We start from the raw sequence: 19158 nt of genomic DNA on the forward strand, positions 1-19158 counted from the left end.
CTAAAAATGGGTGTTTTTGAACGATATTTATCTGTATGGGTTGCTGCTGCTATTGTCATTGGTGTGGCGCTAGGGGTGATGTTTCCGCCTTTATTTGAGCTAATAGCGAAAGCCGAAGTGGCCCATGTAAACATTGTTGTTGCACTGTTTATTTGGGTAATGATCTACCCGATGATGGTGCAAGTTGATTTTTCAACGATTAAAGAAGTCGGTAAGAATCCAAAAGGGCTGATGCTCACTTTAATCATTAATTGGCTTATCAAACCGTTTTCAATGGCCGCATTAGGCTGGTTATTTTTTGAAGGGTTATTTGCTGATTTTGTTAGCCCTGAAACGGCGCAAGAATATATTGCAGGGATGATTTTACTCGGTGTTGCACCTTGTACGGCAATGGTGTTTGTGTGGTCACAACTAACCAAAGGCGATGCAAATTATACCTTAGTGCAAGTATCTGTGAACGACATCATCATGATTTTTGCTTTTGCACCTATTGCGGGGTTATTGCTGGGTGTATCTGATATTCATGTGCCTTGGCTTACACTGATGATTTCGGTTGTGTTGTATGTATTACTGCCACTTATTGCTGGTGTATTAACACGCAAAGCTCTTAATAATTCAGCGCAAAATGAAGCTGCTGTGCAGTCATTTTTAGAGAAAGTTAAACCTTACTCAGTTATTGGTTTACTGGCCACTGTGGTCTTGCTATTTGGGTTTCAGGCCAACACGATTTTAGCCCAACCGCTTAACATTGTACTGATTGCCATTCCGCTTGTTTTGCAAACCTACGGTATTTTTGTAATCACCTATTTCATTGCGTTAAAGCTCAGGCTTAAGCACAACATTGCAGGGCCTGCATGTTTAATTGGTACTTCTAACTTTTTTGAGTTAGCGGTCGCAGTGGCTATTTCATTATTTGGTTTGCACTCGGGTGCAGCATTAGCAACCGTTGTTGGGGTGTTGGTCGAAGTACCTGTGATGCTGTCGTTGGTTGCAATCGTTAATAAAACAACACATTGGTTTAAAGAGTAATTGGGGAATCATAATGCAATCACATCCATTTGATATTTTACAGCTAGAAACTGGGGCATTTATTTTTACCCCTTGCCCTGGCACAAAAGGCGTTGGCTTATCACACTCTGTTGCTGATTTAAAAGCGGCAGGTGCAAAAGCCATTATTACGCTAATGTACGATGAAGAGCTTGTTAAAAATGGGGCGCAGCAGCTTGCAATCGAATGTGAGCAAGCCGGCCTTAGCTGGTTTCAGTTACCTATTTTGGATGATGACGCGCCAAACGAAGCGTTTAGTCTCGCTTTCAACAAACACCTTAACGACATTCTTGCCATCATAAAAAGCGGTGGTAGCGTGGCTGTGCATTGTAAAGGCGGCTCGGGCCGTACAGGCTTAGTCATTGGTTTATTAATGCATGAGCTTGGCTATGCTAAAAACGACATAGTTACTCAAGTGCAGGCTATTCGCCCTAAATCGTTGCATAACCCAGTACAACGTTCATATTTCGACAATTTTCAAAAAGTAGGAGCTTAACAATGGCAATTAAAGTAGGCATTAATGGTTTTGGCCGCATGGGTCGTTTATCACTAAGAGCAGCGTTTGCATGGGACGACATTGAGTTTGTGCAAATTAATGACCCAGCGGGTGATGCAGCTACACTGGCTCACTTACTAAAATATGATTCGGTACACGGTATTTGGCCTCATGAGGTTGAAAGTAACGACAATGCTGTGATCATCGATGGCCACGAAATTAACGTTACGCAAAATAAAGCGATTGCAGACACTGATTGGTCTGGTTGCGATATCGTTATTGAAGCCTCAGGTAAAATGAAAAAAACCGAATTACTGCAAGCCTATCTTGATCAAGGTGTGAAAAAAGTTGTTGTCACTGCGCCTGTAAAAGAAGACGGCGTGTTGAACGTTGTAATGGGTGTAAACGATGATTTATATGATGTACAGCAGCACGATATTGTGACTGCGGCATCATGCACTACCAACTGTTTAGCGCCTGTGGTTAAAGTATTGCAAGAAAAAATTGGTATCAAACATGGTTCAATGACGACCATTCACGATATTACTAACACGCAAACTATCTTAGATGCGCCGCATAAAGATTTACGCCGTGCTCGCGCATGTGGCATGAGCTTAATTCCAACTACAACCGGCTCTGCAACGGCGATCACACATATTTTCCCTGAACTTAAAGGCAAATTAAACGGCCACGCAGTTCGTGTGCCATTAGCAAATGCATCAATCACTGACTGTGTGTTTGAAGTTGAAAAGCCGACCACTGCTGAGCAAATTAACCAATGGATGCAAGAAGCCGCAGAGGGCGAGCTAAAAGGCATTTTGGGCTATGAAGAAAAGCCACTTGTTTCTATCGATTACAAAACTGATCCACGCTCAAGCATTGTTGATGCGTTATCAACCATGGTTGTCAACGAGACTCAAGTTAAGCTGTATGTTTGGTACGATAACGAATGGGGTTATGCAAACCGCACCGCCGAACTTGCCCGTAAAGTTGCGCGATCACTACAAGGTTAAAAGTAATGACGCGTTTGGCTAATCTTCCCGCTGATATAAAGCAGTACTTAATTGTCACCGGGAATTACTGGGCATTTACGCTAACAGATGGCGCATTGAGAATGTTGGTGGTACTGCATTTTCATGCGCTTGGCTACTCGCCTTTGAGTATTGCCATGCTGTTTTTGTTTTATGAGATTTTTGGTGTTGTCACTAACTTAGTGGGCGGCTATTTAGGCGCAAGGCTTGGTTTAAACAAGACCATGAACATTGGCCTTGCCATACAGGTTGCAGCCTTGTTCATGCTGGCAGTCCCTCCTGAATGGCTGAGTGTTGCCTATGTGATGATGGCGCAGGCGCTGTCGGGCATTGCCAAAGATTTCAATAAAGTGAGCGCTAAAAGCTCAATTAAAATGCTGGTTGCCAGTGGCCAAGAAGGCACCTTGTTTAAATGGGTAGCGATACTAACAGGCTCTAAAAACGCCTTAAAAGGTGTGGGCTTCTTTTTAGGTGGCTTACTACTGACATTAATGTCGTTTAAAGGCGCAATGCTAACCATGGCTGCCACCTTGCTGGTGGTGTGGTGTTTTAGTATTTATGCACTTAAAAATGATTTAGGCAAAGCTAAAAACAAACCTAAGTTTAACGAGATATTTTCAAAGAGTAGTTCAATCAATATCTTGTCGGCCGCGAGGTTGTTTTTGTTTGGTGCGCGTGATGTTTGGTTTGTAGTTGCACTTCCGGTGTTTTTATCGCAAGCCTTTGATTGGGACCATTGGACCGTGGGTGCCTTCTTAGCGAGTTGGGTCATTGGTTATGGGGCTGTGCAATCTTTTGCTCCTAAAATCATTAAGCTCAATAAGCAAACATCACCAAGCGCAGAAACAGTTAAGTGGGCATCATTGCTTGCTGTAGTCACCTTAGCCATTGCCCTTGCTATTGGCTTTGAGTGGGCTGTAAAACCAATGCTGATAGGCGGGTTGATGTTATTTGGTGTGTTATTCGCGATTAACTCATCGTTGCACAGCTACTTGATTGTGAGCATGGCTGACGCCGATGGCGTATCACTTGATGTTGGGTTTTACTATATGGCTAATGCCATGGGTCGCTTAATTGGCACTGTGTTGTCGGGCTTAGTGTTTCAACTTTATGGCTTAGCAGCTTGTTTAGCTATCTCACTGTTATTTATTGTAATTACCGCCCTTATATCGACTAAATTGCCAAAACAAATTTAGTTGAATCTAAACACGCCCTATAAAGGTAAGCTTTCTTGCTTACCTTATTTTCTTAAATTATTTTGCAAAAATATTTGACCTGTCTACAGCTTTACACTTCATACTTATTGTATTCAAAAGCCTTATAGGCCTATTTCATCATGTATTTAATTTCAGAGTTAGCAGCAAAGCTGGGTTTGTCGCGCACGGCTGTGTTGTATTACGAGAAGCTTAAAATTATTCAAGGGCGCAGGCTTGCACATGGTTATCGCTATTATAGCGAGGCTGATTTACAACGCTTGGTTTTGATCCAGCAGTTACAAAGCGCGGGGTTAACCTTAAAAGAATGTCAGAGCTGTTTAGATGTAGAGCTAGATAAAGCGATTTTGCAACAGCGCTTAGCGCAACTTGAAGATGAAATTACCGCTAAGTTACAAGCCAAAGATTTATTACTGAGTTTGCTTGGCGAACGCTCTCAAAAACACCTACATGATGAGCTGAATAAGCGTGCGCCAAGTGCACATTTAAATTGGTTGTTAAAGCAAGGATACACAGAAAAAGAGGCATTGCGGCTTCGTTGGTTATCAAAAGATATGAGTGACCATGAAAGCTACATGCAAGATTTCATGGCTGTGTTTGAGCCATTAGAGCGATGGGGACCTGGTAGCGAAGAAGCCACATTAAAAGCTTTTGCTGCTGTTCCTAACAATGCCAAACAAATTTTAGAAATTGGCTGTGGTAAAGGCTCATCAACATTACTAATCGCCAAGCAAACTGATGCCGAGATCACGGCTTTAGATAATGAGTCATCGGCACTTGCTTATTTACAGGAGCGATTGCTCGAAGAGCAATTGGATGAGCATGTGTCTTTGACGTGCGCATCGATGACTGCGCTGCCTTTTAAAGCAAGTTCATTCGATGTTATTTGGGCTGAAGGGTGTGTATATGTCATGGGTATGCAAAGCGCACTGTCAAGCTGGAAACCGTTTCTTCGCCGTGATGGGGTGATTGTGGTCAGTGATTTAGTTTGGCTTAACAGCCAGCCTGAAATGGCGGTTAAAGAGTACTGGCAAGCGAATTACCCAGATATGCAATCAATCGAAAGCCGCATAGCCTTATTTGATGAGCTTGGTTATGAGCTTATAGAGCAGTTTTCGCTGGATCAGCAAGCTTGGAAAAACTATTGGCAACCACTCAAGGCGCGCCTTGCTGAGTTAGCGCCATCGATAAGTGAGTCTCAAGCTGTGAAAGACATACAAACAGAAATTGCCCTTTACGAAAATGAAACCGGGCAAAACTTTACTTATCACTATTTTATTTTAAAACTTAAGGAGTCTAAGTGAATTTTTCAATTTACGAACAGAGCCAAAAAAACGAGATTATTGCGCTTTACTTGGCAACATTTAGTGCATCAGAGTCAAAACAAGAAGGCGAGCAAGTTGCCCGTTTAGTCACTGACTTTTTAGCTGAGCCATATCCATCAACTGATTTATATGTGTTTGTCGCGACAGATGAGCAACGGATCGTGGGCGCTATCGTGATGTCGCGTTTACAGTTTGCGCACGCTAAAGAGGTGTTTTTACTCTCACCTGTTGCAGTGGCAACGAATTGGCAGGGACAAGGCATAGGACAAAAGCTGATCCAATTTGGCTGCGATAAGTTAGCTGAACAAAATGTCAGCCTAGTGATGACCTATGGTGATATCAACTTTTATGGAAAAGTCGGTTTTTCCGTTGTGAGTGAAGAAATTATTCAAGCTCCTCATAGCTTATCATACCCAAAAGGCTGGCTTGTTAAACCGGTTTTAGATGACGAAATTTTGCCAATTACTGGTAAGCCAAGTTGCCTAAAACCACTCGATAATCCACAGCTTTGGTAAACACTATGCAAACACCTTCACTGATAGAATTAGGCATGCGACCTTTCTTTCAACAACAGTTGAGTTTAGATGAGCTGGAAAACAGCCATTTAGGACGTGTTGTTGAGCATAACAAAACAGAGGTCGTTTTCAAAAATGGTTAATACTGTTCAAAAGCAAAATAGGTCAATTAAAAAGACTCAAGAGTGACCGTTAGTTGGTTGTTGCTAAGCGTGTTTTTGCAACGAAAATAATGAGCCAAATAGCAACAACGGTTTCTAGCAAAATTAATACATGCATTTCGGTTGTCATAACGTTATCGCTATCAACCGCATAATGCAGTACCGATAACATGTTCATCGCAGCATAAAGATAGAGCAGCCACATGGCGTGTTTAATGCGTTGCTTAGCTAAACAGAGCAGCGCATATAAGCCAACAAAAGTCATGATAAACCAAAAGTAGTCGACCACGTTTGCTGCAAGCCAATCAGGTTCAGGATAGTGCTCAAAATACATAATATTGTGCACATAATGCAAAATACTGGCGATAAAGTTCGCGAGTACAATAAAGAGTAAACGAGCGGGTTGTTTAAATAGCACTGCTTTGTTTTGCATTATGAGTCTCATTTAACGCGGTTAATATGTCATGCCAAATTGCTTGATTATGTTTTCTGAAATAGCCAAAGTGGCCTACTTTTTTAGCGGGTAATTGTGCAGATTGATAACGCTTAAAAGCAATTGGGTGTTTGCTGGTTACATTGCGCCAAAAGTTATGCACGTTTTGCTCGGTACAGATTTCATCATCGTCAGCGGTAAAGACATAGGTAGGAATATCAAAGTTTTTATAGGTACCTTCGGCAATCGATTTACCGTAAAATTTATTCGAGAAAAACAACTGTTTTTCTCTACACCACGCTGACCATTCACGCGTAAAGCCAACGGGTAAGTCTTCCATAAAATTCATTTTTTTAGCAGGCACGTATTTAAATAATGCCCCCGTAATCGGCGAAAATAAACGAAAGAAGAAGTTAGCTTTAATACGGTAACCGGTTGGCATATAACCAAAGTATCCGGCAGAAACTGCAACCGCAACAAGGGCATCAAGCTTTTGGTAATTGGCAGCTAAACCTATTTGCTGACCGCCAGCACTATGACCAACGCAATAAAGTGGCAGAGAAGGATTGATGCTTTTAGCTTTATCAATCATGGCAGGCATATCAAAGCGGCCAATGTCTGAATATTGATAAATACAGCCTTTTAACTGGCTTGTTTTCGATTCGCAAAAGCCACGGTAATTCCAAACAACCACATCGAAACCTTGGCTGACTAAGAACTCCGCAAACGGTAAATAGTAGGTGGTTTTTGTTGCTGTACCTGGGTTTAATAGCACCGTTGCTTTAGGATTGTTGGCCGCAAAATGAGTGCCATTTAAAGTGACGTTATCGGCTGTTTTAACACTAATCGATGTATTCATTTTTTTATTAGTATTGATAGAAGAATGCGTTGAGCATAAACTGTGGAGCTTACTCTACAGTCAAGCGTATTTTTATGAAAACCAAGCAAGTCACGCAATTAACCGGCCTCACAAAAGACACCATTCGTTTTTATGAAAAAGAGCAGTTGATCCCGCCACCTTCAAGAGATGTGAATGGCTATCGTATTTATAGTGAAAAAACAGTTGAGCAGCTCAACATGATCACAATGGCTAAAAACCTAGGCTTCACTTTAAAAGAGATTAAAGATCTCACACAGCTACTTGGCAAAAACAACTTAACTCAGCAAGCTATGGCCGCCAAATTGATTGAAAAAAGTAAAGAAATAGACGCCAAAATCACTGAGCTGACGAACATAAAAACCTTAATCGACCATGCGTTAAAAGGCATGTGTGAGTATAAAGATAAGTTAAGCTAATCACGTTTGGCATATAACTAGCTCTAAATAAAATAGTTTTGAATTGGTCTTTATTGCTGGTGCTATATAAATGATTCAATGTAAAGCAATCAATTCTACGCGATATAAAATCGTCGCTACAATTTTGCTAACTTGCTAAAAATTCATTTTTTAGCCATGCGATCAATTGTTGAATGCTGGTATGTTTTAATTTGTCAGCTTTGCAGGCATAGAAAAATGACTGCTGCGGATGGATTACTGCATTGCCTAGCTGCACTAATTCGCCATATTCGAGCTTTTCTAGAACAAATTGCTTATGGGTAACCAGTAGGCCAAGTTCTCTCGTTACAGCTTGCAATGCTTGAGCTGTGGTTTCAAAAGAGCGGTTTTTTTGTGTTTTAGGGCAGGCAATGTGGTTATGCTCTGCCCAAATCTGCCAGTTATTGTTTCTGCGTGCATTAAGCACTTGAATGGCGGGAAAGCGGTTTAATAGTTCATTGATGTTGTTTGTAGTTTCTGACTTTAATAATGACGGGCTGCAAACTAAAACAAGTTCATCATCTGCTAATTTCTCACAGTGGTACTTTTGCCAATTTTGCGGATCGCCCTGAAAAATAGCCATATCAATATTGCGTCTTTCGAGATCAACATCACCTACAAAGTTTGATAAGCGAATATCTAACTCAGCATAACAATTTTGTAGCTTATCAACTCGTGGTATCCACCAATGTAATGCCAAAGAGTTCACCATGTTGAGTGAAATTGAATGATGATTTTTGTCTTTATTTTTAACCTCTTCGCTTGCTGAAATGATGGCCTGAACGGCGGGCGAAACGCGCTGATAATAAAGTTTCCCAGCATCATTTAAATACACTTGTCTGCCAACCCTATCGAAAAGTTTTACCTCAAGCTGTTGTTCAAGAGACTTGATAGCTTGGCTGATAGCCGAGTGACTAACGTGAATTGAATCTGCGGCTTTAACCATGCTGCCAGTCTCTGCAACAGCAATGAAACTGTATAAGGATTTGAGCGGGATATTGTGTTTCATATGTTAGTTTTTCTTACATATTAATGCGGTTTTATTCGCTTTTTTATAATTTCAGCAGAGCGTATCGTGAGTGTCATCTACTCGCTTTATAAACAATGTAAATGAACATTAGTCACCGCTCTAGTGCGTTAATGCTGCTATCTACCCTCACTCTAGCACTGAATGGACTGGTTACCCAGCTGTTAACCCCCATGCTGCCAATTATTTTACTGTTATTCTTAAGGTTGCTCTTACCTGGTTGTTTAATGTTAGCAACAGCGCGAGCACGGTTTTGGCATTATGTTAGTTTTTCTGCATTAAAAAATGTGATGCTACGTGCTGTTTTTATCACCTTGTGCCAAGGTTTTTTTATTTTAGCGCTTTACAAACTTACGTTAATTGAGGCAGTTGTGTTGTTTAGCACCGGGCCTTTGTTTATCCCATTGCTTGAAAGTGTGGTGTATAAGCGAGAAATCGACTTGTTTGTCGTGCCGACTTTGTTGTTAATGATGATAGGGCTGATCATTCAAAGTATGACCGACCAAGGGATTACGTTACGTTGGGAGCTATTAATTGGTCTGGCAGCTGGCTTTTTTAATGCTTGCTCGCAATTGTGTTTATTTCAAATTAGTAAAGAGAAAACCCCGGTTCTGGTTGCTAATGGTTTTTGCTTTTTAATTGCAGCACTATTCAGTACGCTATTTTTCATTCTGCCGCTGTTCGTTGGTGGGCTAAATGCTGAGCTCGCAGCAGGCAGCTTGGTGGATGAGAGTGCTTGGTTATTATTAGGCTTATTAGTGTTATTAGCGGTATTTAGTAGTGCTACGCAATACTTTAGAAGCTCTGCATATAAACTAGTTACTACCGGCTCTGAACTAGCGCCGCTGATTTATACGTCAGTGGTGTTTTCATACCTTCTTCAGTTAACTATTCTAGATAGCCCGGTAAATGGGCAGCAATTAGTTGGGATTAGTTTTATTGTTATTGCTTGTTTAATGCAAACAAAGCGAAACCGCAGTTAAGTTTCGCTTTCATCCTTGTTTTCTTGTAACTTACTGAGCAACAAAAATAATAAGTAGGTTGTTATGTCTGGGTATGCTTTTGTTAGGCAAGGAGTAAAGCCATTTTTAATTGTGGTTTTGGTATTGTTGTTCGTTATTTATATATATTTTTCACGAGAAGCTGCAATTTTTGCAACCAATTCAGAGTCATCAAATGATACAACAGCTTCGCAGCACGTTGAGGCACAAGCAAACATATCAGCCACAAAGCCTGATACGAGTTTGTTAGCTGATGAATCTGCTGAGCAAGGGAGTGAAGCCAATGATAGCCGTGAATTTATTATCAAAAATGCACCGAAATGGCGTTTTGATGGTGTGTTTATTGACCATTTTACTGAGCTAAAGCAACGCGCTAAGCAAGGTGATGCTGAGGCTAACTATCTCATCGCACAAAATCTTAAGTATTGCTTTAATGCTCCTTTAGATGCTGAGGCGCTTGAGGCAACATTAGCCGAAAGCTATGAGTTTAGCGATGCTGGTGATACGCAAAACCGTGTTTTAGAAAAATATGAGTATTGCGAAGGGGTTGATTTAGCAACGCGGCGGTCTTTTTACCGTTATTTGGCAATGGCAGCAGAACAGGGCTCTGCCTTTGCGCAGCAAACGTTTGCTGGGCTAACTCCCGAATTTTACATGAAGTCGCAATTTCCTGAGAAGTTGTCACGTGCCGAGTTCATAAAAAAATCGTGATGGTTTTAAAGAGCGTAAAACCGTATTTTTAGAGCAAGCAGCGAAGCAGGGCAGTGAACAAGCGCTGATGAGTTTAGCGAGCATGTATTACAGCGAACAAGTTGGTGAGCATAGTGCAGCAAAAGCCTACGCTATAAATCGACTCATTATGGAAATCACGCAAAATAACGATGTGTATAATCGTTATGCGTGGTTTGAGCAAAGACAATACCCGACACTTTCAGATGAAGAGCTGAGTATCGCGAACAATTTGTTTGATCAATGGCTTTTGCAAATAAAGCAAAATGGTACATTATATCTAAAGCACTGAGTACCCAAAGAATTAATAACCCAAAGCAAGGATGGCAATGATGTTTGAACCAAACTATGCAAGTTACACTCTTGAAGAGTTGTTAGATTGCAAAGCGAATATAGACGCACAAGCATGGCCCGATCGTCTAAGAAACATCGAAAACGCGTTGAGTGTTTATGCCAGTCAATCTGCTGAGCACGAAAAGCAGTACAAACAAGCTGTGTTTAATGCGTATTGTGAGACGTTACGCCACGATCTAACCATCAGTATCGACGATAATATTCTTTGGTTTTTAAGGCCGTTTTCTAAGCGAGCTAAAGATATTACCCCCAGTACGTTTGCTGGCGAAGTTTGCCCACTTTGCAAAGGAAATCTTAACGCAACCACATGGGCTGCTGGCTGGCAATTGAGCTGTGAAAATTGTCAAGTTACAGGGATTGTTGTAGAACATTTGAGCTTCTAAATAACAAGTAAAAAAGGAACAAATAGAGCTTTAATTGTATGACTTTTAGTTATATAGTCTTTACCTAACCTTAGGGGAGTAGTCTCTTAGATTAAGATGAACGTCAACAGTCTCCGAACCAATGTTCGTGGCGTTCATGTCCGCAAGCCGGATTGACAAGACCTAAGGCACGTATTGGGTTCAATGGGCGACCTTGATGCGTGTCTTATTGTTCTTCGCCCTAAGGAACCGTCTCGTGCTTGTTACATTTCTAGACCATTTATATGGTTATTTCTGTCCTCTTAAATCGGTTTATTTATCACATTTTGCTGTGCAACCCTTCTGTTGGAGAGCACTATGACCTTGTTTATCCTTGCCATTTTAGTTGGTTTTGTATTGCTGATTTGGAGCGCTGATCGCTTTGTTGATGGTGCAGCTGTAAGCGCAAAATATGCAGGTATGCCTAGTTTACTCATTGGTATGATTGTGGTTGGGTTTGGTACGTCGGCTCCTGAGATGTTGGTATCGGCCATGGCTGCTGCTGATGGCAGCCCAGAGCTTGCTTTAGGTAATGCGCTGGGGTCAAACATTGTCAATATTGGGCTTATACTAGGGATAACAGCGCTGATTGCCCCGATTGCTGTTCACTCTAATATCGTTAAAAAAGAGCTCCCATTATTGCTTGTGGTGAGTGTGCTATTTGCATTACTGATTGTTGATGGTGGCTTATCACGTTTTGACGCAGGTGTATTGTTACTTGGCTTTTGCAGTTTTATGGGGTGGAGTATTTATTCTGGCCTTAAAAGCAAAAATGACAGCTTAGCAACAGATGTTGAGCAAGAACTTAACGTGCAAACAATGTCACTTAAAGCAGCTATTGTTTGGCTGGTAGTTGGGCTTGTTGTACTCATTATTAGCTCAAGGCTATTGGTATGGGGGGCAGTCAGTATTGCTGAGATTATGGGTATTAGCGACCTCATTATCGGTCTCACAATTGTGGCACTTGGCACTTCGCTCCCTGAACTTGCAGCTTCAATTGCCGCAGCCAGAAAAGGTGAACACGACATTGCCATTGGTAATGTGATTGGCTCAAACATATTTAATATCTTGGCCGTCACAGGTATTGCAGGGATGATAGCGCCAGCTGATAACCTTTCACCGGATCTATTATCGCGAGATTGGCTGGCGATGTTCTCTCTTTCAATATTTTTATTAATTTTTGCTTATGGGCACCGAGGTATTGGCAGGGTAAATCGCGCTGAAGGTATTGGTTTATTGCTGATTTTTATTGCCTATAACGCATGGCTTTTCTTTTCAATTTATCAATAAATGCAATTTCGAATTTAAAAAAATCAAGGATCTTTATGAAACAAACCCTCAATGAGTTTTGGCTCAATAACTCAGAAACAATCATAGCGCTAGGGTATAAATTGATACTCGCAATTGTTATTTTAATTGCCAGTGCAGTGCTTGCTAAGTCAGTGAAAAAGGCTATAAAAAACTCCAACGCGACGCTTAAAAAAGTTGATAATACCTTGCTGCCTATTTTGTCGTCTGTGGCAGGCTATGCGGTGTATATTATTGGCGGGGTATTTATTTTAGATATCTTTGGCGTGAATACGGCAAGCCTTATTGCCCTAATGGGGGCGGCAGGTTTGGCGATAGGTTTAGCCCTTAAAGACACTTTAAGTAATATTGCAGCAGGCATGATGTTACTTATATTAAGGCCGTTTAAAGTTGGTGACTTTGTTGAAATAGGCTCGATGCAAGGTACTGTCTCTGAGGTAAACCTATTCACCAGTGTTTTTCAAACGATTGATGGTCTTTATATTGCATCACCTAATGGCATAGTGTGGGGAAATAATATTAAAAATTTCACCCGAAATGGCAAACGCCGAATGGATATTGTTGTGGGTATTTCATATGCCGATTCAATCGATGATGGCTTTGCGGTGCTAAAAGATATTGCCGCGAACGAAAGCCGTTTACTGAGTGAACCGGCGGCGCAAGTGATGGTGACAGCCATGGCTGAGAGCTCGGTGAATATTCAGCTAAGAGCATGGGCTAAAAATGAAGACTATTGGCAAACTTATTGGGATTTAAACAAACGTGTCAAAGAGTCAATCGAGAAAGCTGGCCTGACAATTCCTTTCCCACAACGTACTTTACACATACCTGAAGGCGTGGTGACAAAGAAGTAACTTTACTAATGTTAGTAAGTAAATCTGGTTAGTCGATTTACTTACTATGCTTCTTTAAGCTTTTTTAACAAACTTAGCGGTCACCATCATTTCACCTACGCCATCGACTTTACAATCTAATTCGTGGTCTTTTTTATCTAGCACACGGCGGATCACGGCTTTGGTGCCAATTTTAATAACTTGCGAGCTGCCTTTAATTTTTAAATCTTTCGCAACAGTCACTTTGTCGCCATCAGCCAATAAAGTGCCGTTAGCATCTTTCACATTGATCACATCATCGGTATCAACCGCATTGGGGTCCCACTCGTGAGCACACTCTGGGCAAACTAAATTGTTTTGATCTTCATACACGTATTCAGAGTTACATTGTGGGCAAGGAGGAAAAGACATAAATGGCACCATGGTTAATTATAAAAGCGTATTTTAATGGCTTATTCACAGCATTGCGAGTTTATCTAAAGCACCTCATAGAAAGTAAGTATGTGCAAACTCGCAATTGTAATGCTGGAGTGTTTTCGATAATTTGGTTATTGTGAGTTAATTAGAACAAAGAGCACTCACAATGAAAAAAGTTATTTATTTCGTTACCTTATTATTCTCATCATTCACATTTGCAACGACGTCGCCGTACAGTGGGGAAATTACCGCTGAGGATTTACTCGCACAGTATCCTGCTTTTGCTAAAGAGTATAAAAACTATTCACCATCTGAGGATGATTTAAACACGATTAAAACGCTCAGTGGTAAACAAGTATTAGTATTTTTAGGTACGTGGTGTCATGACTCTAAGCGTGAAGTGCCTCGTTTACTAAAGTTACTTGATGGTTCGGGTGTAAAGCTGGGATCACTCCAATTAATTGCGGTTGGTTACGATAAGCTTGACCCTGATGGTTTAGCTAAGCAGTACGACCTTCGTTATACCCCAACGTTTATTGTAAGCTCTAACGGCAAAGAGTTGCTTCGAATGATTGAAAAGCCTAAGCACAGCATCGCGATGGACCTTACTCGTTTGTAATAGAGTTGTTTGCTAGAGCAAAGTAGCTAAAGTAGTTATTGCTCATTATAATCATGGCTATAAACCAACTAGAGAATGTTATATGTCTCAAACTGTTATAGAAGCCATAGATGCAGCGAATGCTGCAGATCCCAATCGTGTTAAGCATGCTGGGCAAGCGTTAGCTAAAGAATCTTTATATTCTATGCGTATGACCGATATGCTTAACCGTTTTAATCCGCAAGCCGATGAACTAATGCGCATTGCTGCACGGGGCCAACATATTGAACGCTGGCGCTCTCCTCGCAGTGATTTCCCTATGGGTAAGCAAGGTTATTATCAATGGCGCACTGCTTTATATGATTTTCATGCCGAGCGTGTAACAGCCCTTATGAAAACCGCTGGTTACTCAACGAGTGAATGTGAGCGTGTATACGCAGCCGTGGCTAAAAAGAATATAAAGCGAAACCCTGATAGCCAATTAATTGAAGACATCGCAAGCCTTGTATTTATTGAGCATTACATGCTTGATTTTGCAACTAGCAAGCCTGATTACGATGAGCAAAAATGGTTGGGTATTATTCGTAAAACTTGGCAAAAAATGTCAAACGAAGCACATGAATTTGTGTTAGCTGGTAACATCAGCTTACCTGAGCCGCTTAAACCGATAATTACAAAAGCGCTAAGTTAAATTTAAAACAAGGAAGGTCTATGTTTTGCCCGCGTACTAAAACAGCCCTTGAAGCAGTGAGCATTGGCGATGTTAACGTGTATTTATCAAAAAGCGGTGGCGTATTTTTTGATAACCGACAAATATTTCACTTTAGCGATCCGAATTTAAAACCCGCGCAAGTGCTGGTGGCTCATTTACAAACACTGCCAACAGAATGCGTTGATTTAGCAAAGCGAATTAATTGCCCGAAGTGCCCTGACGTGGTGATGATGCGACGCTTTTTCACGCCACTAAAAGTGGTTGAAATAGATGAATGTCCAAATTGTGCGGCTATTTGGCTTGATCATGGCGAGCTTGAAAAAATACATGAAAATCATTTAACGCCAAAAGAGCGTGAAATGCTACGTATTGATATGGCCAATAATCATGGTTTTATTCAAGTTAAAATCCCAAAAAGGCGTTACTCGGTTCATGCTAAAAAGCCTGAGTCTAATGCAACGTCACCTTTAGAAAAACTAGCAGAACTTGCCTATTTATCGATTTTGAATGACTGATAATAAGAAGCCTGTACCAACTAAGATACAGGCTTTATTTGCACGTTAGGCGTTAAAGCTTAACTAGCATTTTTCCTTTATTTTTACCTTCGAACAGACCAAGAAATGCATCAACGGCATTTTCAATGCCATGGTATACCGTTTCTTCAGATTTAATTTTACCTTCGCCGATCCACGCGCCCATTTGTTCAATAAACTCAGGAAATTGATCAAAGTAATCAATCACGATGAAGCCTTGCATGGTGAGCTTTTTCGAGTTGATATAAAACAGGTTGCTTGGCCCTGGCTGTGCAGTGTCGTTATTGTAACCTGAGATCATGCCACATACAGGAATACGGCCGTAATCGTTCATTACATTGAGTGCAATTTAAAGTTGATGCTGAAGAATTAACAGCTAAGTTAATGGCACGCTCAAATATGAGTTTGGAGCGAATCGAGTTATTACGCGAGTTAACCCTTGAGCTGCATACTGACCTAACAAAAGCGGACCTTACAAAAAGCTAATCTTCTACTAAACACACTAAAGTGCCCTCAATAGCGCGAACATACGCATAATGCTGGGCGTCTTTTTTAGTTGGCGGGCACAATGGCTCAGCACCAGCAAGCACAGCTTTATCGTAACTTTCGACTAAATTATGGCAGCTGAATCTTAGCTCAAAACCAAGAGCAGGTTGCTTAGGATGGGCGCGAATATACCCTTGCTTGAAATATGCTTGCGCATGCGGGTGGGTCGCAAAAGCAAGTTTAACGGAACCTGTAACAAGTTCACCGTATTCGGCATCGTCACTGATATGGTTGGTATTTAAACCAAATGCTTGATAGTAAAAGTCGAGTACTTCTTCTACGTTATCGACGTAAATAACCTGACTTAAAAAGTCCATTTATGCTGCTCTATTTATTATTCGTTTATTAAATAAAGCATAGTTTCAGCAATAAAAAAACCTTGTAAGTCATACTTACAAGGTTTATTTAATACTTAAAGCTTAGTCGAAGAAGCTACGACTTGTTGCGGTTTTCTTTCGCAAATGCACGAATTTTACGTTTTTGCGATAAGGTCACTTTGTTAGTGCGGCCAGCGTATGGGTTGTCGCCTTCTCTAAATTCAATTTTGATTGGCGTGCCCATAATACCTAATGCTTTACGGTAATAGTTCATTAGGTAGCGTTTGTAGCTATCTGGTAAGTCATGAACTTGGTTACCGTGGATCACGATACGTGGTGGGTTATAACCCCCTGCGTGAGCATATTTAAGTTTTACACGACGACCGCGAACAAGTGGCGGTTGGTGATCTGCTTGTGCCATATCCATGATACGACGCAGCATCGCTGTGCTAATACGTTTAGTGGCTGATTCGTACGCTTCGTCTACTGATTCAAATAAATGACCCACACCGGTGCCATGTAAAGCAGAGATAAAGTGTAAACGTGCGAAATCGATGAAACCTAAACGACGGTCAAGTTCTGACTTAATACGTTCTTTAACGTAATCGTCTAGGCCGTCCCATTTGTTAACAGCCACAACCAATGAACGACCTGCGTTTAAGGCAAAACCTAGTAAGCTCAAATCTTGATCAGAAATACCTTCGCGCGCATCAACTACTAGTAATACCACGTTAGCATCTTCAATCGCTTTAAGGGTTTTGATCACAGAGAATTTTTCTACAACATCGCTTACTTTCTTACGTTTACGAACACCTGCGGTATCAATAAGAATGTACTCTTTGTCGTTACGTGTCATCGGAATATAGATAGAATCACGGGTTGTACCCGGCATATCGTAAACGATCACACGTTCTTCGCCTAAGATACGGTTTGTAAGTGTTGACTTACCAACGTTAGGGCGACCGATAATAGCAAGCTTTACTGGCTTATCAGCAAAGGCTTGCTGGTTGTCTTCGCCTTCTTCATCTTCGCTGTAAAGATCAACTAATTCGTCATCACTTTCTTCAAGCTCTTCAGCTTCGCCTGCAAGTTCGGCAATAACTGGCTGTAAAGTTGTTTCAAGTAGCTGCGTGATACCACGGCCGTGAGCCGCTGCAATGTGATGTACGTCACCTAAGCTTAACTGGTAGAACTCAGCACAATATGAGTCTGCATCAATACCATCGACTTTGTTTGCCACAACAAAACATTTCTTCTGTTGTTTACGAAGGTGGTTAGCAATCGCTTGGTCAGCGGCGGTCATACCTGCGCGGGCATCAACTAAAAATAACACGATATCGGCTTCTTCAATTGCCAGAAGCGATTGCTCAGCCATTTCAGTTTCGATACCTTGCTCAGAACCGTCAATACCACCCGTGTCTACCACGATAAATTCATAGCCATCGTAATCAGCTTGGCCATATTTTCTATCTCGTGTTAAGCCTGGAAAGTCGGCTACGAGGGCGTCACGAGTACGTGTTAAACGGTTAAATAATGTGGATTTGCCCACATTGGGTCGCCCAACAAGAGCGATCACGGGAAGCATAAACTACCTCTTAAAAAAACAACAAAAGGCTTCGCCAAGCGAAGCCTTAGAAAAATAACGTTTACTATTAGTAAGTTAGTTTGGAATTTTAACCGCGCTAACTTCACCATCTCGGGTGTATAAAATTAATTTGTCACCGGCAACAACAGGCTCAATAAAGAAACCTGAGCTGTCAAAGTCTTCGCGCGATACAAGCTCGCCCGTTTCTTTGTCTAACCAGTGTAGGTTACCTTCTTGGTCACCTAATGCTAAATATTTACCAGCCACAGTCGGGCCTGTTAAGTACCAGCCGCGCAGTGCTGGTTGGCTCCAGCGCTCAATACCTGATGTTTTATCTAGACTGTAAATAACACCATCGCTATCAACAACATAGATAGACTGACTATCCATCGATAGATCACGGTAGCTGCTGTACTCACGTTTCCAAACAACATTACCTGAACGAATATCAACGGCTGCTAAGTTACCATTATAAGCGATTGCATAGGCGTATGGGCCGCTAATTAATGCTTGTGTATCTACATCAACTAAACGTTCAAACTCAGATGCACCCTTTGGAGAGGCAATTTCAGCACTCCATGCAGAGTAGCCGTTTTCTGAAATTAATACGCTCAGTTTACCTGTTTCAAGACCTAGTAATACACCGCCGTTTGCCACAGTTGGTGAACTTTGACCACGTAATGTCAGTGGTGGTACTTCTTGTTCGAAGCGCCAACGTTCTTCACCTGTATCTGGGTGCACTGCTAATAATTTACCAGAGCCTAGGTTTACAAAGATTAAGCCGTCGCCTGCAGCAGGTTTAGCAAGTACTTCGCCAGGCATCGTTTTACGCCAAACAATTTCACCTGTTTCACGGTCTAGCGCGGTTAAGTAACCATGCTCAGAACCAACAAAAATTTTGCCGTAAGCTTGTAAAATACCACCCGATAACTTGGCACTTTCTGTGGTTTCCCAAGGCCAAAAGGCAGGGTTTTCACGCACATCGGTTTGCCATAGCGTATCGCCATTTTCAAGCGAAAGGGCTTCAACTTCACCTTCGCGGTTTGCTACATACACAACATCGTTATGAATAGCCGGCGTTAAGCGCGAGAAATAATGCTGAACACCGTCACCAATTGATTCTTGCCATACTACGTCTGTCTCAAACTGATTAACAATTTCAGGCAGTACCAGTTCTTCTTCGTCATCACTTGACGAACACCCAGTTAGGGTTGCGATACACAGAGCAAGTGTTGCCGCTGTTAACTTCTTCATCTTAACC

25 protein-coding genes are annotated in these 19158 nt (G+C 41.4%); 17 read left to right on the forward strand and 8 right to left on the reverse strand.

The features are described from left to right. Nucleotides 1–6: 6 nt before the first annotated feature. The 7 genes from arsB to L1272_RS03015 all read left to right on the forward strand — a co-directional run bounded on the left by arsB (nucleotide 7) and on the right by L1272_RS03015 (nucleotide 5771). On the forward strand, nucleotides 7–1029 hold the full coding sequence (gene arsB / locus L1272_RS02985) for an ACR3 family arsenite efflux transporter (RefSeq protein WP_235372705.1): 1023 nt from the start codon (nucleotides 7–9) through the stop codon (nucleotides 1027–1029). A 13-nt stretch (nucleotides 1030–1042) separates the two neighbouring features. Then, nucleotides 1043–1543, forward strand: a complete 501-nt coding sequence (locus L1272_RS02990; protein WP_235372706.1) for a phosphatase domain-containing putative toxin — start codon at nucleotides 1043–1045, stop codon at nucleotides 1541–1543. Between the two features lie 2 nt (nucleotides 1544–1545). Then, the gene (locus L1272_RS02995; protein WP_235372707.1) at nucleotides 1546–2556 is read left to right on the forward strand and encodes an ArsJ-associated glyceraldehyde-3-phosphate dehydrogenase; all 1011 of its coding nucleotides are present in this window, start codon (nucleotides 1546–1548) and stop codon (nucleotides 2554–2556) included. Nucleotides 2557–2561: 5 nt separating this feature from the next. After that, nucleotides 2562–3770 (forward strand): organoarsenical effux MFS transporter ArsJ, encoded by a 1209-nt coding sequence (arsJ, locus tag L1272_RS03000; protein ID WP_235372708.1) that lies wholly within the window; start codon nucleotides 2562–2564, stop codon nucleotides 3768–3770. Between the two features lie 140 nt (nucleotides 3771–3910). After that, nucleotides 3911–5092: a MerR family transcriptional regulator gene (locus L1272_RS03005; protein WP_235372709.1), complete on the forward strand. Its 1182-nt coding sequence runs from the start codon at nucleotides 3911–3913 to the stop codon at nucleotides 5090–5092. Further along, nucleotides 5089–5628: a GNAT family N-acetyltransferase gene (locus L1272_RS03010; RefSeq protein ID WP_054553505.1), complete on the forward strand. Its 540-nt coding sequence runs from the start codon at nucleotides 5089–5091 to the stop codon at nucleotides 5626–5628. Before L1272_RS03005 ends, L1272_RS03010 begins: the two co-directional genes overlap by 4 nt. A 5-nt stretch (nucleotides 5629–5633) precedes the next feature. Beyond that, entirely contained in the window at nucleotides 5634–5771 is a 138-nt protein-coding gene (locus L1272_RS03015; RefSeq protein WP_200909100.1) for a hypothetical protein, read from the forward strand. Nucleotides 5772–5820: 49 nt separating this feature from the next. On the opposite strand, the gene L1272_RS03020 is transcribed toward L1272_RS03015, so the two are convergent. Together L1272_RS03020 and L1272_RS03025 are read right to left on the reverse strand one after the other, a co-directional pair. Further along, nucleotides 5821–6222, reverse strand: a complete 402-nt coding sequence (locus tag L1272_RS03020; protein WP_235372710.1) for a hypothetical protein — start codon at nucleotides 6220–6222, stop codon at nucleotides 5821–5823. Continuing rightward, the gene (locus L1272_RS03025; protein WP_054553507.1) at nucleotides 6197–7081 is read right to left on the reverse strand and encodes an alpha/beta hydrolase family protein; all 885 of its coding nucleotides are present in this window, start codon (nucleotides 7079–7081) and stop codon (nucleotides 6197–6199) included. Before L1272_RS03025 ends, L1272_RS03020 begins: the two co-directional genes overlap by 26 nt. A 74-nt stretch (nucleotides 7082–7155) precedes the next feature. Between L1272_RS03025 and L1272_RS03030 the strand changes: the two genes are divergently transcribed. Then, nucleotides 7156–7518 (forward strand): MerR family transcriptional regulator, encoded by a 363-nt coding sequence (locus tag L1272_RS03030; protein WP_054553508.1) that lies wholly within the window; start codon nucleotides 7156–7158, stop codon nucleotides 7516–7518. A 127-nt stretch (nucleotides 7519–7645) separates the two neighbouring features. On the opposite strand, the gene L1272_RS03035 is transcribed toward L1272_RS03030, so the two are convergent. Then, nucleotides 7646–8545 carry a LysR family transcriptional regulator gene (locus L1272_RS03035; protein ID WP_235372711.1) on the reverse strand — a complete coding sequence of 300 codons (900 nt, stop codon included), beginning with the start codon at nucleotides 8543–8545 and terminating at the stop codon, nucleotides 7646–7648. Nucleotides 8546–8646: 101 nt separating this feature from the next. On the opposite strand from L1272_RS03035, the gene L1272_RS03040 reads away from it, so the two are divergent. The 6 genes from L1272_RS03040 (at nucleotide 8647) to L1272_RS03065 (ending at nucleotide 13210) form a co-directional block, all read left to right on the forward strand. Next, on the forward strand, nucleotides 8647–9546 hold the full coding sequence (locus tag L1272_RS03040) for an EamA family transporter (RefSeq protein ID WP_235372712.1): 900 nt from the start codon (nucleotides 8647–8649) through the stop codon (nucleotides 9544–9546). Between the two features lie 63 nt (nucleotides 9547–9609). After that, entirely contained in the window at nucleotides 9610–10275 is a 666-nt protein-coding gene (locus L1272_RS03045) for a hypothetical protein (RefSeq protein ID WP_235372713.1), read from the forward strand. 67 nt (nucleotides 10276–10342) lie between these two features. Continuing rightward, entirely contained in the window at nucleotides 10343–10585 is a 243-nt protein-coding gene (locus L1272_RS03050) for a hypothetical protein (RefSeq protein ID WP_235372714.1), read from the forward strand. Nucleotides 10586–10622: 37 nt separating this feature from the next. Further along, nucleotides 10623–11030, forward strand: a complete 408-nt coding sequence (locus L1272_RS03055; protein WP_235372715.1) for a hypothetical protein — start codon at nucleotides 10623–10625, stop codon at nucleotides 11028–11030. Between the two features lie 336 nt (nucleotides 11031–11366). Further along, nucleotides 11367–12338 (forward strand): calcium/sodium antiporter, encoded by a 972-nt coding sequence (locus tag L1272_RS03060; protein ID WP_235372716.1) that lies wholly within the window; start codon nucleotides 11367–11369, stop codon nucleotides 12336–12338. A 35-nt stretch (nucleotides 12339–12373) separates the two neighbouring features. Continuing rightward, nucleotides 12374–13210, forward strand: coding sequence for a mechanosensitive ion channel family protein (locus L1272_RS03065; RefSeq protein ID WP_138602278.1), 837 nt, complete (start codon nucleotides 12374–12376; stop codon nucleotides 13208–13210). A 54-nt stretch (nucleotides 13211–13264) separates the two neighbouring features. Here the strand turns inward: L1272_RS03065 and L1272_RS03070 are convergent, their stop codons facing one another. Further along, on the reverse strand, nucleotides 13265–13600 hold the full coding sequence (locus tag L1272_RS03070; RefSeq protein WP_054553514.1) for a zinc ribbon domain-containing protein YjdM: 336 nt from the start codon (nucleotides 13598–13600) through the stop codon (nucleotides 13265–13267). A 172-nt stretch (nucleotides 13601–13772) separates the two neighbouring features. Between L1272_RS03070 and L1272_RS03075 the strand changes: the two genes are divergently transcribed. From L1272_RS03075 to L1272_RS03085, 3 genes are all read left to right on the forward strand, one after another. Continuing rightward, entirely contained in the window at nucleotides 13773–14225 is a 453-nt protein-coding gene (locus L1272_RS03075; RefSeq protein WP_138617898.1) for a TlpA family protein disulfide reductase, read from the forward strand. 82 nt (nucleotides 14226–14307) lie between these two features. Further along, complete coding sequence (locus tag L1272_RS03080; protein ID WP_235372717.1) at nucleotides 14308–14895, forward strand: DUF4202 domain-containing protein; 588 nt, start codon at nucleotides 14308–14310, stop codon at nucleotides 14893–14895. A gap of 20 nt (nucleotides 14896–14915) precedes the next feature. Beyond that, nucleotides 14916–15431: a TFIIB-type zinc ribbon-containing protein gene (locus tag L1272_RS03085; protein ID WP_199528773.1), complete on the forward strand. Its 516-nt coding sequence runs from the start codon at nucleotides 14916–14918 to the stop codon at nucleotides 15429–15431. Between the two features lie 52 nt (nucleotides 15432–15483). Here the strand turns inward: L1272_RS03085 and L1272_RS03090 are convergent, their stop codons facing one another. The 4 genes from L1272_RS03090 to bamB form a co-directional block, all read right to left on the reverse strand. Then, nucleotides 15484–15783, reverse strand: coding sequence for a hypothetical protein (locus L1272_RS03090; RefSeq protein WP_235372718.1), 300 nt, complete (start codon nucleotides 15781–15783; stop codon nucleotides 15484–15486). A 148-nt stretch (nucleotides 15784–15931) separates the two neighbouring features. After that, nucleotides 15932–16312: a VOC family protein gene (locus L1272_RS03095; protein ID WP_054553520.1), complete on the reverse strand. Its 381-nt coding sequence runs from the start codon at nucleotides 16310–16312 to the stop codon at nucleotides 15932–15934. A 115-nt stretch (nucleotides 16313–16427) separates the two neighbouring features. Then, on the reverse strand, nucleotides 16428–17897 hold the full coding sequence (der, locus tag L1272_RS03100) for a ribosome biogenesis GTPase Der (RefSeq protein WP_054553521.1): 1470 nt from the start codon (nucleotides 17895–17897) through the stop codon (nucleotides 16428–16430). A 75-nt stretch (nucleotides 17898–17972) separates the two neighbouring features. Further along, nucleotides 17973–19151 (reverse strand): outer membrane protein assembly factor BamB, encoded by a 1179-nt coding sequence (gene bamB / locus L1272_RS03105; protein ID WP_054553522.1) that lies wholly within the window; start codon nucleotides 19149–19151, stop codon nucleotides 17973–17975. Nucleotides 19152–19158: the final 7 nt, after the last annotated feature.

Origin of the sequence: Pseudoalteromonas sp. PAST1, assembly GCF_021532515.1 — a bacterium.
GTDB lineage: Bacteria > Pseudomonadota > Gammaproteobacteria > Enterobacterales > Alteromonadaceae > Pseudoalteromonas > Pseudoalteromonas simplex.

Bases quoted from the DNA above. Each gene is read 5' to 3' on its own strand.
- L1272_RS03075 (WP_138617898.1), top strand. From the start codon at position 13,773: ATGAAAAAAGTTATTTATTTCGTTACCTTATTATTCTCATCATTCACA.
- bamB (WP_054553522.1), bottom strand. From the start codon at position 19,151: ATGAAGAAGTTAACAGCGGCAACACTTGCTCTGTGTATCGCAACCCTA.
- L1272_RS03065 (WP_138602278.1), top strand. From the start codon at position 12,374: ATGAAACAAACCCTCAATGAGTTTTGGCTCAATAACTCAGAAACAATC.
- L1272_RS02990 (WP_235372706.1), top strand. From the start codon at position 1,043: ATGCAATCACATCCATTTGATATTTTACAGCTAGAAACTGGGGCATTT.
- L1272_RS03040 (WP_235372712.1), top strand. From the start codon at position 8,647: ATGAACATTAGTCACCGCTCTAGTGCGTTAATGCTGCTATCTACCCTC.
- L1272_RS03025 (WP_054553507.1), bottom strand. From the start codon at position 7,081: ATGAATACATCGATTAGTGTTAAAACAGCCGATAACGTCACTTTAAAT.
- L1272_RS03030 (WP_054553508.1), top strand. From the start codon at position 7,156: ATGAAAACCAAGCAAGTCACGCAATTAACCGGCCTCACAAAAGACACC.
- L1272_RS03060 (WP_235372716.1), top strand. From the start codon at position 11,367: ATGACCTTGTTTATCCTTGCCATTTTAGTTGGTTTTGTATTGCTGATT.
- L1272_RS03085 (WP_199528773.1), top strand. From the start codon at position 14,916: ATGTTTTGCCCGCGTACTAAAACAGCCCTTGAAGCAGTGAGCATTGGC.
- L1272_RS03035 (WP_235372711.1), bottom strand. From the start codon at position 8,545: ATGAAACACAATATCCCGCTCAAATCCTTATACAGTTTCATTGCTGTT.
- L1272_RS03070 (WP_054553514.1), bottom strand. From the start codon at position 13,600: ATGTCTTTTCCTCCTTGCCCACAATGTAACTCTGAATACGTGTATGAA.
- L1272_RS03095 (WP_054553520.1), bottom strand. From the start codon at position 16,312: ATGGACTTTTTAAGTCAGGTTATTTACGTCGATAACGTAGAAGAAGTA.
- L1272_RS03015 (WP_200909100.1), top strand. From the start codon at position 5,634: ATGCAAACACCTTCACTGATAGAATTAGGCATGCGACCTTTCTTTCAA.
- L1272_RS03090 (WP_235372718.1), bottom strand. From the start codon at position 15,783: ATGAACGATTACGGCCGTATTCCTGTATGTGGCATGATCTCAGGTTAC.
- L1272_RS03050 (WP_235372714.1), top strand. From the start codon at position 10,343: ATGAGTTTAGCGAGCATGTATTACAGCGAACAAGTTGGTGAGCATAGT.
- arsJ (WP_235372708.1), top strand. From the start codon at position 2,562: ATGACGCGTTTGGCTAATCTTCCCGCTGATATAAAGCAGTACTTAATT.
- L1272_RS03020 (WP_235372710.1), bottom strand. From the start codon at position 6,222: ATGCAAAACAAAGCAGTGCTATTTAAACAACCCGCTCGTTTACTCTTT.
- L1272_RS03055 (WP_235372715.1), top strand. From the start codon at position 10,623: ATGATGTTTGAACCAAACTATGCAAGTTACACTCTTGAAGAGTTGTTA.
- arsB (WP_235372705.1), top strand. From the start codon at position 7: ATGGGTGTTTTTGAACGATATTTATCTGTATGGGTTGCTGCTGCTATT.
- L1272_RS03005 (WP_235372709.1), top strand. From the start codon at position 3,911: ATGTATTTAATTTCAGAGTTAGCAGCAAAGCTGGGTTTGTCGCGCACG.
- L1272_RS02995 (WP_235372707.1), top strand. From the start codon at position 1,546: ATGGCAATTAAAGTAGGCATTAATGGTTTTGGCCGCATGGGTCGTTTA.
- L1272_RS03045 (WP_235372713.1), top strand. From the start codon at position 9,610: ATGTCTGGGTATGCTTTTGTTAGGCAAGGAGTAAAGCCATTTTTAATT.
- der (WP_054553521.1), bottom strand. From the start codon at position 17,897: ATGCTTCCCGTGATCGCTCTTGTTGGGCGACCCAATGTGGGCAAATCC.
- L1272_RS03080 (WP_235372717.1), top strand. From the start codon at position 14,308: ATGTCTCAAACTGTTATAGAAGCCATAGATGCAGCGAATGCTGCAGAT.